Genomic DNA, 14262 nt, shown 5'->3' on the forward strand with positions numbered 1-14262 from the left:
TTATCACACATAAATACCACGTTACAAGAAAAGAATTAACAACATATTAACACATTAATAATATTCATACTGGATAAGTAAGTACAGTACAAGCAGGGCCGTGGGTCAACACACAAGATAAATATAGGACGTCTTTTTATCTAGCCAGTGAAAAAAACGGGCAAGCGGCATGAATACCGCCTGCGACTCATCAACCAAAATCTAAATCCAGATAATCCCAGATTTAAGATAGAATCTTACAATAATATGTTTACAGACGCGGCTGTCATTGCCGTGATTAAGCAATTGCACATGACCTAAAGACAGCAATGAAGGCCTTATCAGGAGAGATTCAAAGGATGCGTTTTCAGCAGATTGAGCAAAACCTCGTACAGCTCTTCATTCCGGTGGTTATACCGGAACTCGCATTCTTTCAGATGCAGGTAAACTGTATTGCGGTTCAGCCCTTTGAACTTGGCCAAACGATGCTTGGTAAGACCCCAGAACGCATCTATGTCCTCGGTGCAGGCGCCATTGGCACCCTCACTGGCTATACTGTGCTCGAGGCGGTACAGGCGGTAATGTCCGAGGTCTACCAGGTTGTTGAAGTGACGTATCCGCTCCGCTGTCCCCAAAGTTTCTAATACAGAGCGGCCTCTTACAATAGCGTGGATCATGGCCCGGCTTACGTCGGGTAATATTTCTGTATGCAATCGGTCTGCATGCCGGTAGATCCCGAACACGATCGGTTTGATAGCACGGCTTACCTCGGTCTTCACTGTTACGGTCCCATCATGCCCGTTACGGGACTCATGATGCTCATGCCGCTCATGGTTGTTGCTGACCGGTGGTCTTCCAATGCTGTCTGCAGGCTGTTGCAGCTCGCAGTACCTGGCAATTTGCTGACGGATTTTCTTCAGGTAACTATTGACCGTTACCCGGCTGACCCCACTGATACTGGCTATTTGTGTAGCCGTGAGATCTTCAGAGAAGAGCTTAAGGATCTCCTTAAATTTTCGCTCAGACAAGTGAGCGCCCTTTAAGTACCTGTTTTTCATTGAACAAGAAGGTTAGAATGGCAGGTTAAACCTCCTACTTTTTAACGGGTATACAGCACGCTTTTATACAAGCGGCGAAAACGGTGGGATGAATGCTGCTTACTAGATTATTTGAGGCAAATGAAAGAAGCGGAACTGCCGATAAATACCGGGAAAAATGAAAAATGCTAAACACGGACGCCGGCAAATGGCAGCCAGTTGTCCATGTTCAGCATTTTACAGCAGATGTTTAGCATATTGGCAGATACTTACGCCTTTTCCGCCTCATCCTCCAACCCCAATTTTGACATTTCCACATCAGGCTCTTCATCCAGCGGGGTCCACAGCTCCTTCTTCTTCGCTTTTTTGATCAGCGCCTTTTCCATCCACAGCAACAGGGCCGGCAGTATGGTCAGGTTAGTGACCATGGCCATTACCAGTGTCAGCGAAGTGAGCCAACCCAGTGACTTGGTGCCGCCAAATTCGCTGAAGCTGAATATCATAAAGCCGGCGAACAGGATCATAGATGTATATATGATGCTCAGCCCGGTTTCATGGATCGTTTGTTTTACGGTAGCGGAAATATCCAGGTTATGCTGCGGCAATTCCTGCTTGAAGTTTACCAGGAAACGGATGGTCACATCTATAGCAATGCCCAGCGCCACACTGAATACCAATACCGTGGAGGGTTTCAGGGCAATGTCCAGCCACCCCATCACCCCGGCGGTCACGGCCAGCGGGATGATGTTAGGTATCAGCGAGATCAGCAGCATGCGCCAACTGCGGAACAAATACAGCATACAGCCGATGATCAGCAGAAAGGCCAGCAGGATGCTTTCCGTAAGACCGTTAATGATAAACCGGCTGCCTTCCAGGAAGATCACGCTGGTACCGGTAAAGGCTACGTTATAATGGGCGGTGTCAAATATCTCGTTTACCCGCGGGCGCAGGGAGTCCAGCAGGGCAGGCAGCCGGCGGGAGCCTACATCGGCCATGTTCACGCTCAGGCGCGCCACCTGCCGGGTGCTGTCCATAAAGGAGGCCACCAGCTTGGTAAAGGTGGAGTTGTCGCCGCCGGCGCTTTTCATCCGCAGGTAAGGCGCCAGGAAGCTGATGTCGAACTGGTTGGGCACGCTGTAGCTGGTGCTGTCTCCATTATAATAGGCCTGCCGGGCAAACTTGATGCCTTCGGCCACGCTCAGCGGGCGGGCAAAATCCGGCTGAGCCGCTATCAGCTTCGTCAGCTCGTCCAGCCGGTTCAGGGACTGCAGGCTGATCACGCCGTTCTTTCGTTTAGTATCTACCGTAATTTCCAGGGGCATCACGCCCTTGAAGTGCTGCTCAAAGAATTTCAGGTCCGTATACAGGCGATCGCTTTTAGGAATATCGTCCAGCATGTAGGCTTCCGGACGCAGGCGCAGCATGCCCGCAATGGCCAGCACCACCATAATACCCGTTACCAGGTATACCCAGGGCCGGTAGCGGAACACCAGGGCGGTGAGCCCATCCAGTAACTTCCTGAACACAGGATTATCCAGGTAGCTGGTATGCCGGGTATGGGGCGGCGGCAGGTAACTGAGCACCGCCGGCAGGAAAATGAAGGAGATCAGGAAGATGAACATGATGTTGGCGCCTGCCACTACGCCAAACTCTTTCAGCAAGGGGCTTTTGGTGAAGTAGAACACCCCGAAGCCGATGGCGGCTGTAATATTGGTGAACAGGGTGACAATGCCCATCTTTTGTATCATGCGCACCAGCGCCCTGGTCTTGTTGGAGTGTTTGGCATACTCCGTATGATACTTGTTCAGGAAATACACGCAGTTGGGAATACCGATCACCACGATCAGCGGCGGAATAAGGCCGGTGAGCAGGGTGATCTTGTACCCGCACAGCACAATAGTAGCTACCGACCATATCACGCCGATGGCCACTACGATCATGGACATGAGCACCGCGCTGAAGGAGCGGAAGAACAGGAACAGGATCAGCGCCGTCAATACAAAAGACAGCTTGAGGAACAGCCTCATTTCATCCGCTACCATATTGGCGAGGATGGTGCGTATCAGGGGAAGGCCGCTGAGGCGCACCTGCGTTTGGTGCTTTGCGCCAAACCCGTCTGCCAGTTCCATGATCTTATTAACCACGCCGGTGCGGCGGGCGGAATTCATCACATCCTTATTGATGCGTATGGCCATCAGGTAGGCCTTCGTACCGGGATTGTACAGCAGTCCCTGGTAAAAGGGCAGGGAGCGGAACACGCCGGCCAGGCTGTCCAGTTGCGCCTGTTGCAAGGGCCGGTCAGGAAAGAGCTGCGCCACGGCCAGCCGCCGGGTGCTGTCATTCTTTACCAGGTTAACGGCTACGGGCACACTCAGGATATTCTCTACAGCCGGAACGGATTTGATATCCTTATTCAACTGCACATAATCATTAAAGAAACCAGTGGTAAAGAAGCGGTCTGTCTGTACGCCCAGCACGATCATATTGCCATCTTCCCCGAACTGCTCCCGGAAGTGCTGGTAAGTAAGAAATTCTGGATTATCCCTTGGTATGGCGCTGGCATATTCATAGGATAACTCTACTTTGCTTGCGTAGTATGCCATTACAGCAGTTCCGGCCAACAGCAATATCAATAAAGGTAGACGAAACTTTAACACCCAACCTGCTAAGCGTTGCCACATAAGGAATTTTTCGATTTTATAAATAGCGTAAAGGTAAATAAATAATTTACTAATGTACTAATATGCTGATGCGCTGCCAAGGAGACAAATGAAGCATATTTCAACGAAGTAATATATTATTTTCGCATAAGTATGATCCGCTCACTTCTCCTCCTCCTCTTATCATTACAGGCAATTATTGCCCACGCACAACAGGTGCCGCTGGGGCGCTGGCGGGAACATCTGCCCTACCGGCAGGCACTGGCGGTGGTAAGCGGCAGCAACCGGGTCTATTGTGCAACGGCATATAATATGTTCTCCGTAACGGTAGAAGACCATGACATAACCCGTTACAGCAAATTGAACGGGCTGCATGACGCCAATATCAGCGCCATAGGGGCCAGCAGCGACGGTGGGTTGCTAGTAACGGGCTACCGGAACGGCAACGTGGACCTGCTGCAACAGGAACGGGTATACAACCTGCCGGACATTCTCCGCAAGAACATACAGGGCGATAAAACCATTCACAGCATTTTCTTCTACCAGGGGCAGGCCTGGCTGGCCACCGGCTTTGGCATTGTAGTGGTGAACCCGGACAAGCGGGAAGTATCCGATACCTATATTACCAGCAGCGATGGCAGCTATGCGGCCAATTACGCGGTAACTACCGACGGGCAGTACTTTTATGCCGCCACGCCGGAAGGCGTCCGGCGGGCGCCGGTGAGCGGCAGCAACCTGGCCAGCTACCAGAGCTGGACGTCCCTGATGCAGGGCCTGCAGCCGGGAACCGTGCAAACCGTGGCCTACCTGCAGCAACGCCTCATCTGCCGGCAGGGAGACAGCCTCTTTACCTGGCAGCAGGGAAGCTGGCAACCCTGGTACGCAGACGGGTGGCATATCAATTCCCCGCAGGTAAGCGGGCAACAATTATTATTATGCGAGCAATCTTCGACCGGCAGCGCGCGCGTGCTTTCCCTGGATGCAGACGGCACCGTGCGCGCTACCCTGCAACACCCGCTGATACAGGCCCCGGCCCAGGCTACCGCGGCAGGCGGCGCCACCTGGATAGCGGATGCGCAGCAGGGACTTTTGTTGTATGACGGCAGCAGCGTAACCAGCATCACCCCCAATGCGCCGGCCGGCATTGTAAACGGCCGGATGCTGTTCCTGCACAACAGCCTGTGGGCCACTGCCGGCGGCGTAACGGACAACTGGACGCCAGCCGGTAACCGCAACGGGTACTATGTTTTTGAGAACGAACAGTGGCATAACTACAATTATACCACCCAGCCTTACCTGGACACGATAACCGACCTGCTGCCCATAGCAGCCGATGCCAACGGCACCCGCTATATGGGCTCCTTCAGCAAGGGACTGCTGGCGCTGGACGCCAATGGCGGCCACACCCTTATCCAGCAGCCGGTGCTGCCTGCCCCCGTAGACGATCCGCAGGCCTGTCGCGTAAGCGGCCTGGCCACCGACGCTGCCGGCAACCTCTGGCTCAGTTCCTACGGGGCGGAAAGGAACGTACTGGTAAAAAAGCCGGATGATAGCTGGCTTAGTTTCCGCATACCCTATGCGCATGCCTACAACGCCGTTAGCGATATACTGGTAGACGATCATGACCAGTTGTGGATCCTTTCGCCGGGAGAGAACGGCCTCTTTGTATTCAACCACGGCGGCAGCCTGGAAAATACGGCCGATGATCAGTGGACACTCTACCGCAGCGGTGCGGACCAGGGCAATCTTCCTTCCAATGATGTGCGCTGCCTGGCCAAAGACAAGGATGGATGGATATGGGCCGGCACCACCAGGGGTATCGCCATATTTCCCTGTGCAGGCGCTGTAAGCAGCACAGGCTGCAGCGCCTACCTGCCCGTAGTGCAGGAAGGCAACTTTGCCGGCTACCTGTTCCGGGACGAGCAGGTAAATACCATCGCGGTAGACGGCGCCAACCAGAAATGGGTGGGCACCCTCAACGGCGTATGGCTGATCAATGCCAGCGGCGAGCAGATACTGGCGCATTTTAACACCGACAACAGCCCGCTGCCGGACAATGCCGTTAACAGGATCACTGTTAACCCTGCTACCGGCGAAGTGTTTTTCGCCACCCGCCTGGGCCTGGTCTCCTTCCGGGGAAATGCGACGGAAGGTGTGGACCATATGGAGGCGGACAGCGTGCTGGTGTTCCCGAACCCGGTACCTCCCGGCTACAGCGGCACCATCGCCATTCGCGGGCTTAGCGCCAATGCCCGGGTAAAAATCACGGACATCCGCGGGCGGCTGGTGTTCGATACCCACGCACAGGGTGGGCAGGCCGTATGGAACGGACTGGATTATACCGGGCACCGGCCGCAAAGCGGCGTGTACCTGGTGTTTGCGGCGGATGAAAATGGCCGGGGACGGTTAGTGACAAAGATTGTTTTCATTAATTAATAATGAATAATTAAGAATTAATAATATTGGGACGGCTATGACACAATAAACCGCTGGCATAACGATTATTAATTGTTCATTATTTATTATTAATTCTATCATGCTACATAAGACAAGGGGCATAGTATTAAGAGCGGTCAAGTACGGGGATACCAGCGTGATTGCCAGCGTATTTACTGAACTGTTCGGCATACAGTCCTATTTGGTGAACGGGGTGCGCAGCGCAAAGCCAAAGGCTGCGAAAGGCAACCTGCTACAGCCGGGCAACATACTGGAGATGGTGGTGTATCACCATGAGCAAAAGAACCTGCAACGGATATCGGAGTTCAAGCTGGGGTACATTTATACAGCGCTGCATTTTAACGTGGTGAAAAATACCGTGGCCCTGTACATGATAGAACTGCTGCAGCGCTGCCTGAAGCAACCGGAGCAGCACCTGGAATTGTACTACCTGGCAGAGCATACCCTGCAACTGCTGGATCAAAGCGAGCCCCCGGTAGCGGCTAACCTTCCGCTGTATTTTACCCTGAAACTGGCGGCCATGCTGGGCTTCCGGCTCAACGGCCGCTATTCGGAATACACCCCCTACCTGGACCTGCAGGAAGGCACCTTTACAGACCTGCCCCCACACCATAATAATCACCTGGATGATGTGAACAGCCAGCTTACGGATACACTGTTCCAATGCTCCCAGCTAACGGCGCTGGCGCAGATATCCATGAGCAAGGACCGCAGGCGTAAACTGCTGTACGCCTACCTGGACTTCCTGAAGCTGCACCTGCCGGATTTCACCGAGCTGCACTCGCCCTCCATCCTGCATGAAATATTAAGCTAGCTAATCGCTGTATTTTTTCAGCTCCAGGGTTTGCCCGTCAAAAACGGCGTAAGTAAAATAATTCAGCCAGTCGCCCAGGTTGATGTAGCGGCTGCCGGGACCAACGGGAAGGTCCAGGGGCAGATGGCGGTGTCCGAAAATGAAGTAATCAAAATGTTCCTGCTGCAGTATTTCCTTGCAGTAAATGGCCAGCCATTCATTCTCTTCTCCCAGGAACTGCTCCAGCTCCATACCGGTGGCAGCCCGGCTTTTACGGCTGAAGTAATTGGCCAGGGCAATGCCCCATGAGGGATGCAGCAGGGCAAAAAGCCAGCGGCACACCGGGTTGCGGAACACTTTTTTCAGGAACTTATAGCCATGATCGCCGGGGCCCAGCCCGTCGCCGTGGCCTATGTAAAAACGCCTGCCGCCAATGGTATAGGTTTGCGGCTCAAAATATACGGGGATGTTCAGCTCATTTTCAAAATACCCGTTCATCCACATGTCGTGGTTGCCAATGAACACGGAGATGCCGATGCCCCGGTCCGAGAGGTCGGCCAGCTTGCCCAGCAGGCGCACATATCCTTTGGGGATCACCTCTTTGTACTCAAACCAGAAATCGAAAATATCCCCTACCAGGAAAATATGATGGGCATCCTGCTCTATTTCCTTCAGCCAGCGTACAATGCGCCGTTCCCGCTCACGGCTGGCTGTGGCATCGGGCGCGCCCAGGTGAAAGTCCGAAGCAAAATAGATCCGTTTACCGGCAGGTACCTCAATCTGGTGCATCCTTTTTAATTAATAATTAATAGTTAATAATGAATAATCGTTACGCAAATGTTTCATGGCAACTTAGCTGCCTCAATATTATTAGTTCTTAATTATTCATTACTAATTTTCCCCATGCGGGCCGCACGGTACTCTTCCCGTATGTTGGTTTTATCAACCTGTACAGGATCGTCAATGCCATTGAACAGGAATATCTCCCAGGCATACTTGGAATGGTTCAGGTCCAGCGGTATAACCGTTCCGTCCTTTTTCACGAACTCCAGCCTGAACTGGCTGGTGTTGATGATCTTCACATTGCGGCTGGCCAGGAACTGCCGGGCGCTGTCCATGTACTGCTGGTTAAGGGCGGCGATGCCGGGATAGCTCTTTTCGCCGAACTCCTTTTGCAACTGGCGCAGCTTGTATTCATTCGGTGTATAGAACACGGCGCCGGGCTCCGTGATCTTCAACACCGCGGTGTTGGCGCCGGAGGGCGCGGTATTGCAGGATAGCTGGGAAAAAATAACGGCAAGGGCCAATAAAAAACGCTTCATAGCTCGATTGTATGCTTAACAGAACAGCGCCCCAATGCTATCAGGGCGCTGTTTATCATAATTAGATGATTGTATGCCTATTCGTCTACCAGGAAAACGTACACCTCCCTGGGCCCGTGCACCCCCACTACCAGCGTTTTTTCAATATCCGCGGTACGGCTGGGGCCTGATGCAAAGGACACGGATGAGGGCAGCACCCCGTTATACCGGTCCTTGAGCCGGCTGATGGCGTCCTTCAGGTCAAACACCAGTTGGTGCGTATAAGCTATTACCAGGTGCACCGGCGTATATACCGGCAGCGCCCTGCCGGACGGTTGCGCCGCGCTTAGCACCATGGTGCCGGTACGGGCCACCAGGTATTCGCAATCCGTAATAGCGGCATCTGCGCTGTGCATATCCCCTTTGTTAAGAAAAGGCAGTTGTCCCAGTTTGAATGCTTTCAGCAGGGAAGGCGTCTGGCAGTACACATGGTTCCATTCCTTATGCGCGGCCAGGGCCTGCAGGTTCTCCACTACTTCATGCTTGCCGGTGCAGAAAATGAACTTGCCCTGCAGGCGGGCAAACTCCTCCGCAAACTTCAGCTCCAGTCCTTCGTTCTCCGTTTTAAAAACGGAGTTGTTGCCCTCCGAATTAGGGAAGGGCAACTGTACCGACTGGCTTAATGCATTCCGTACTCTCTTGAGAATATTTTCCTTTGCCGGAGATACCTTCATATCCTGCTATTACGCATTAAGAGGTGTGGGGGAAGGATTGATAGGATTGATGATATCGGCGGGATGTACGCCATCCGGAGCCATTCCTTCCTTGCTCAGGTGATGCTCCTTATGGGTATCATAAGGGCGCTTACCGATCAGTCTTTCCAGGTCTGCCTGGTACAGCACCTCTTTCTTCAGCAGCTCCTGGGCCAGTATCTTCACCTGCTCCAGCTTTTCCGTGAGCAGTGTTTTGGTGCGGTTGTAAGCCCTTTCAATCAGGTGGCGCACTTCTTCATCGATCATTTTGGCCGTTTCCTCGGAATACGGTTTGGTAAATGACTGATCGCTGTTAGGATCGTAGAAGGATACATTGCCCACCTTGTCGTTCATGCCGTACACCGTTACCATGGCATAGGCCATGCGGGTGATCACCTGCAGGTCGTTCTGCGCACCGGTAGATACTTTTCCGAACACGATGTCTTCCACCGCACGGCCGCCCAGGGTCATGCAGATATCATCCATCAGTTGCTCGGTATTGTAGAGGTATTGTTCCTTGGGCAGGTACTGCGCGTAGCCGAGGGCGGCCACACCGCGCGGTACGATGGTCACTTTCACCAGGGGATTGGCATGCTCCAGGTACCAGCCGCAAATAGCATGGCCGGCTTCGTGGTAAGCGATCACCTCTTTCTCTTCCGGTGAAATGATCTTGTTCTTTTTCTCCAGGCCGCCTATTACACGGTCCACCGCATCGTTGAAATCTTCCATTTCCACTTCGCTCTTGCCTTTACGGGCGGCGATGAGGGCGGCCTCGTTACATACGTTGGCAATGTCCGCACCGGCAAAACCGGGGGTCATGGCGGCCAGCTTCTTAATATCGAGGTTGGGTGATTTCTTGATGGGTTTCAGGTGTACGTCGAAGATGGCTTCGCGGCCAGCCAGGTCCGGCTTGTCGATGGAGATCTGGCGGTCAAAACGGCCGGGGCGCAGCAGGGCGCTGTCCAGCACGTCCGGGCGGTTGGTAGCGGCCAGGATGATGATTCCGCTATCAGTGCCGAAGCCATCCATTTCCACCAGCAACTGGTTCAGGGTGTTCTCCCGCTCGTCATTGCTCATCATTACGTTTTTGCCCCTGGCGCGGCCGATGGCGTCTATTTCATCAATGAAGATGATACAGGGCGCTTTTTCACGGGCCTGTTTGAACAGGTCGCGCACACGGCTGGCGCCTACACCCACGAACAGCTCTACGAAGTCGGAGCCGGACATGGAGAAGAAGGGTACCTGCGCTTCCCCGGCCATGGCTTTGGCCAGCAGGGTCTTACCGGTGCCGGGAGGGCCTACCAGCAGGGCGCCTTTGGGTATTTTACCGCCCAGGGCGGTGTATTTCTTCGGGTTTTTAAGGAAGTCCACGATCTCCATCACTTCCACCTTGGCTTCATCCAGGCCGGCTACGTCATTGAAGGTAATGTTCACGCGGGTGCCTTTGTCAAAAAGGGTGGCTTTGGATTTGCCGATATTGAAGATACCGCCGGGACCGCCGCTGCTGCCGGCAGGGCCGCCCATTTTACGCATGAGCAGTATCCACAGGCCGATGATGAGAATGATAGGCAGCAACAACTGGAACACCGGTTCAAACCAGCTTTGCCGGTCTACGTAGTAAACGTTCACGCGGTCTTCCGCTTTTACGTTCTGTTGCGCCTTGTCCAGGTCGGCTTTAAAGCTTTCTTCACTGCCGATGCTGAACTGGAAGTGGGGCCCGGGGTTGGGCGCACCAAAGCGGCCTTTGGCCACTTTCTCGTATTTGGGCTCGTTCAGCTTCTCTTTCTTGATGTAAACCTCCACATATTTCTTGTTCACCACCACCAGCTTTTCCACGTCTCCCGGCTGTAAATAGTCCAACTGGAACTGCTGAAAGCTGATCTCTTGCGGCTGTGAACGAAAGTCGAGAAAGTTCATAGCCAGCAGGGCGATGCCAATAAAGGCATAGACCCAGTATATATTGAACTTTGGTCCTTTCTTTGGCGATTTATCCGAACCCTTAGAAAAATTGTTGCCTCTTTCCATAATAATCTAGTCGCTCCTTTACGGATGTTTATTGCAAATATTTCATATTTTTTTTATCATTAACTATTATTTGTTAATAGCTAATAATGCGTTAAGCTAACTATCCGGATATATGTTGAATAGTTAGCCATTATATCTAACTAATATATTAGATTTTTGTTCAATCGTTATGTTCCATCCTTTCAGCGTCGCTCCACATCTCCTCCAGGTTATAGAATTTGCGGGTTTCGGGTTGAAAGGCATGCACCACCACATTCACATAGTCTACCAGTATCCATTGCTGAGCGGTAAAGCCTTCGTGCTTGTAAGGTTGTTCACCTGTTTTTTCCCGCACCTGCTCTTCCACATAGTCTGCAATGGCCCTTACCTGTGTGTTAGAATTTGCTTCGCATATGATAAAGAAATCGGCCACAGCTTCAGGGATCTGGCGCAGATCCAGGGATACAATGTTTTCCCCCTTTTTTTCCTGGATGGCCTTTATGATGGTGGTAAAAATCTCACTGTCTCTGCTTAAGCGTGTTTGCGCTTTTTTACGCGTGCTCAGAACGGTTAAGGGTGCCAATAAAAATCTTGTTTTTGTTAAAAATAAACTTTAATTGTCAAAATTACTAAAGAAGCGGCAAATATCCTGTTTATTAATGTGCCGCCAATGGCCTGTAAATGTTAATAAAACAATAAAATGCGCTACTTTTCGGACCGGCTTCTGCTAAAATTATCAAATAAGCATTTTTACCGTGATCGGACAACCATTTTACGTTCTAGACCAGGTAGACAGCACCAATAACTATGCCATGGAGCAGGTAAATACCGGGCAGATAACGCACGGCACCACCTGGTTTGCCATGGAGCAAACAGCCGGAAAAGGGCAGCGGGGCAAGCAATGGCTATCGCCCCCGGGAGAAAACCTGATGCTGAGCATCGCCCTGCAACCCGGCGGCTTGCCGCTTTCCCGGCAGTTCCTGCTTAGCGCAGCCGTGGCGCTGGGCGCTACGGATTTCTTCGGCCAATACGCCGGCGATGAGACCTGCATTAAGTGGAGCAATGATATTTACTGGCGTGACAGAAAGGCAGGGGGCATCCTGATCGAGAACGTACTGAGAGGCAGTACATGGCAATATGCCATAACCGGCATCGGCATCAACATTAACCAGACCCGTTTCCCGGAGCACCTGCCCAACCCTGTATCCCTGCAGCAGATCACCGGGCGGGCATGGGATGCGGTAGCGCTGGGACAGGAACTGTGCCGGTGCCTGGAGCCCTGGCTGCAAAAGCTGCAACCGGTGCACTATACCACCGTACTGGAGGCATACAAAAGCCGGCTGTTCCGGCTGAATGAGCCGGGCCTGTACCGCATGCAGGGCGAGTATTTCCAGGGAATAATCCGTGATGTGCTGCCGGACGGCCGGCTGTGCCTAGAAAGGGACGGCACGCTGCTGGAGCTGAGCTTCGGGGAAGTGGAATTTGTAGTTGTACGCTGAGGGCGGAACGCTTAACGCATCCGGCGTTTTGCATTCAGCATTCTGCGTTCAACGCCAGGCCCGGAATTCCTGCATCCTTTGCTGCCGCCAGTTACGGAACCGGGCAGGCAGATCCGGGGAAAGTCCCTTCAGCAGGTACACCCCGGTACCGTATTCCCTGGCCAGGGGCTGCTGCACCTGCCCTACCTTTATGATCACCGCGGCATTTTCACGGGCCCGTTTGTCCGGCTCATCATCCAGCAGTATAATGTACCGGAGCGTATCCATACGCGGGAACCAAAACACGTAATCGGCGCTAAAGGACCGGGCCGGGGGCATACCCCTGCCACGGTTGTAATAATTCAGCGCGCCGGCCTGCCCATAATTGCCGCACATGATCAGCGTGTAAGGCTTATCGCTGTCCGGTACCTGTGCATAGGCCTTGCGGGACAGCGCCGCCATTTCCCGCCAGCCCAGCATATCCGCAAAGTCCTGCGGCAACGCATGGTCCTTCCCGTCCTCCCAGCGTAGCATGCCCAGTTCCCGGAACTTCTTTGACTTTTCCTGTATGGCAGCGGGGCTGAGCACCGGGAAGATCACATTGAACAGGTAAAGGAAAGGCGCTATGATCAGTACTAACCAGCACGCACGTACGTATTTTAACCAGCGGGCGCTGAACAGCCGCTCCCAGCACACCCCGCCAAACGCCAGCACCATAGGGTACAGCCCCAGCGCATAATAGCTTTTGGCCTGCAGGTACAGGAACAACAGGATCACAAACAGGTAGGTAAGGCCCAGGAACAGGTAGGGGCGGAAAGGGCGGTAAAAGAACAAGGCCAGCAAACCGGACGCGACCAGGAAAAAGCCGGAAAAAAAGAACAGGAACTGCGCGCGCAGGAAATCAAAGCGGTCCACGTTCACGAGCTGGTACCTGGTAAGCTCTTCCATGTGGTGCAGTACGGGCATGCCGTTGCGGAACTGCCAGATCACGTTGGGCAACGCCAGCAGCAGCGCTACCAGCACACCGGCGTACAGGTACCTGTTAAAAAACACCTTCCGCTGCGGCGACAATAATACCGCCGGCACCAGCCCTGTCACCAGGAACAGGATATTGTACTTGTTCAGGAACCCCAGCCCGATGGCCACGCCGAGCCACAGCAGGCATTTACGATGCTCGGTGTGTATGTAGCGGATCAGCAGGTAGAACACCCAGGTCCAGCAGAGCACATCAAACGAATTGGGCTGATACAGCATGTTAAGACGCAGCATGGAGGAAAAGATAAAGGCGGTGGCAGCCAGCAGCAACGCATACACGCCTCCCTTCAGCTCCTGCGCCATACGCATGACCAGCAGCAGGGTGAGCGCACCAAACAAGGCAGGAAAGAACTTTACCCAGAAAAAAGAGCCGCCCAGCCATTTTATGAGCAGGGAGGTAACAGCGGTAAACGGTGGTACGGACAAGTAGCCGGCCGCCAGGTGCCCGCCCATATCCAGGTGCAGGTATTCATCCCGGTGCAGGTCGTATACCGGGTTGATAATGCAGTAGTGCAGCACCATTTTCAGTAAGATCAATCCTGCTGGCAGGTAATAAGCGGTAGCGCGGTGAGTGGCAGTTGCTTGCATAGTGTAAGGGCAAAAGCAAGAAAGCGTCCGGGGGGAGTAATACCCGGGACGCTTCTCTGGCAAGTTTAAACCTTGTTTAAAAACAAAATTTTGGTTGATAAAGGTGTATCAATTTGTGAATTCTTTGTTAAATAATCAAAAATAAAATTGCAACATCTGTTCAAATTAATCATTTGCC

The 14262-nt window shown here is 52.9% G+C and carries 11 protein-coding genes; 3 read left to right on the forward strand and 8 right to left on the reverse strand.

From position 1 onward, the window contains the following. Positions 1-320: 320 nt before the first annotated feature. Together LX66_RS03820 and LX66_RS03825 are read right to left on the reverse strand one after the other, a co-directional pair. On the reverse strand, positions 321-1037 hold the full coding sequence (locus LX66_RS03820; protein WP_145710562.1) for an IS1595 family transposase: 717 nt from the start codon (positions 1035-1037) through the stop codon (positions 321-323). 248 nt (positions 1038-1285) lie between these two features. Beyond that, positions 1286-3619: an efflux RND transporter permease subunit gene (locus LX66_RS03825; RefSeq protein ID WP_244620280.1), complete on the reverse strand. Its 2334-nt coding sequence runs from the start codon at positions 3617-3619 to the stop codon at positions 1286-1288. A gap of 210 nt (positions 3620-3829) precedes the next feature. On the opposite strand from LX66_RS03825, the gene porZ reads away from it, so the two are divergent. Both porZ and recO read left to right on the forward strand, forming a co-directional pair. Continuing rightward, positions 3830-6112 (forward strand): type IX secretion system anionic LPS delivery protein PorZ, encoded by a 2283-nt coding sequence (gene porZ / locus LX66_RS03830; protein ID WP_145710564.1) that lies wholly within the window; start codon positions 3830-3832, stop codon positions 6110-6112. Positions 6113-6212: 100 nt separating this feature from the next. Continuing rightward, positions 6213-6947, forward strand: coding sequence for a DNA repair protein RecO (gene recO, locus LX66_RS03835; protein WP_145710565.1), 735 nt, complete (start codon positions 6213-6215; stop codon positions 6945-6947). On the opposite strand, the gene LX66_RS03840 is transcribed toward recO, so the two are convergent. From LX66_RS03840 to rsfS, 5 genes are all read right to left on the reverse strand, one after another. Beyond that, a complete protein-coding gene (locus LX66_RS03840; RefSeq protein ID WP_211365986.1) occupies positions 6948-7715 on the reverse strand; it encodes a UDP-2,3-diacylglucosamine diphosphatase in 768 nt (255 codons plus the stop codon). Between the two features lie 92 nt (positions 7716-7807). Further along, on the reverse strand, positions 7808-8248 hold the full coding sequence (locus tag LX66_RS03845; RefSeq protein ID WP_145710566.1) for a hypothetical protein: 441 nt from the start codon (positions 8246-8248) through the stop codon (positions 7808-7810). Between the two features lie 77 nt (positions 8249-8325). Continuing rightward, a complete protein-coding gene (locus LX66_RS03850; RefSeq protein WP_145710567.1) occupies positions 8326-8961 on the reverse strand; it encodes a LutC/YkgG family protein in 636 nt (211 codons plus the stop codon). A gap of 9 nt (positions 8962-8970) precedes the next feature. Then, positions 8971-11004 (reverse strand): ATP-dependent zinc metalloprotease FtsH, encoded by a 2034-nt coding sequence (gene ftsH, locus LX66_RS03855; RefSeq protein ID WP_145710568.1) that lies wholly within the window; start codon positions 11002-11004, stop codon positions 8971-8973. A gap of 160 nt (positions 11005-11164) precedes the next feature. Then, positions 11165-11566: a ribosome silencing factor gene (gene rsfS, locus LX66_RS03860; RefSeq protein ID WP_145710569.1), complete on the reverse strand. Its 402-nt coding sequence runs from the start codon at positions 11564-11566 to the stop codon at positions 11165-11167. A 172-nt stretch (positions 11567-11738) separates the two neighbouring features. On the opposite strand from rsfS, the gene LX66_RS03865 reads away from it, so the two are divergent. Beyond that, positions 11739-12482: a biotin--[acetyl-CoA-carboxylase] ligase gene (locus LX66_RS03865; RefSeq protein ID WP_145710570.1), complete on the forward strand. Its 744-nt coding sequence runs from the start codon at positions 11739-11741 to the stop codon at positions 12480-12482. 48 nt (positions 12483-12530) lie between these two features. Here the strand turns inward: LX66_RS03865 and LX66_RS03870 are convergent, their stop codons facing one another. Next, positions 12531-14084 carry a glycosyltransferase family 39 protein gene (locus LX66_RS03870; RefSeq protein WP_145710571.1) on the reverse strand — a complete coding sequence of 518 codons (1554 nt, stop codon included), beginning with the start codon at positions 14082-14084 and terminating at the stop codon, positions 12531-12533. Between the last annotated feature and the right edge of the window lie 178 nt (positions 14085-14262).

Source organism: Chitinophaga japonensis (genome assembly GCF_007830125.1).
GTDB lineage: Bacteria > Bacteroidota > Bacteroidia > Chitinophagales > Chitinophagaceae > Chitinophaga > Chitinophaga japonensis.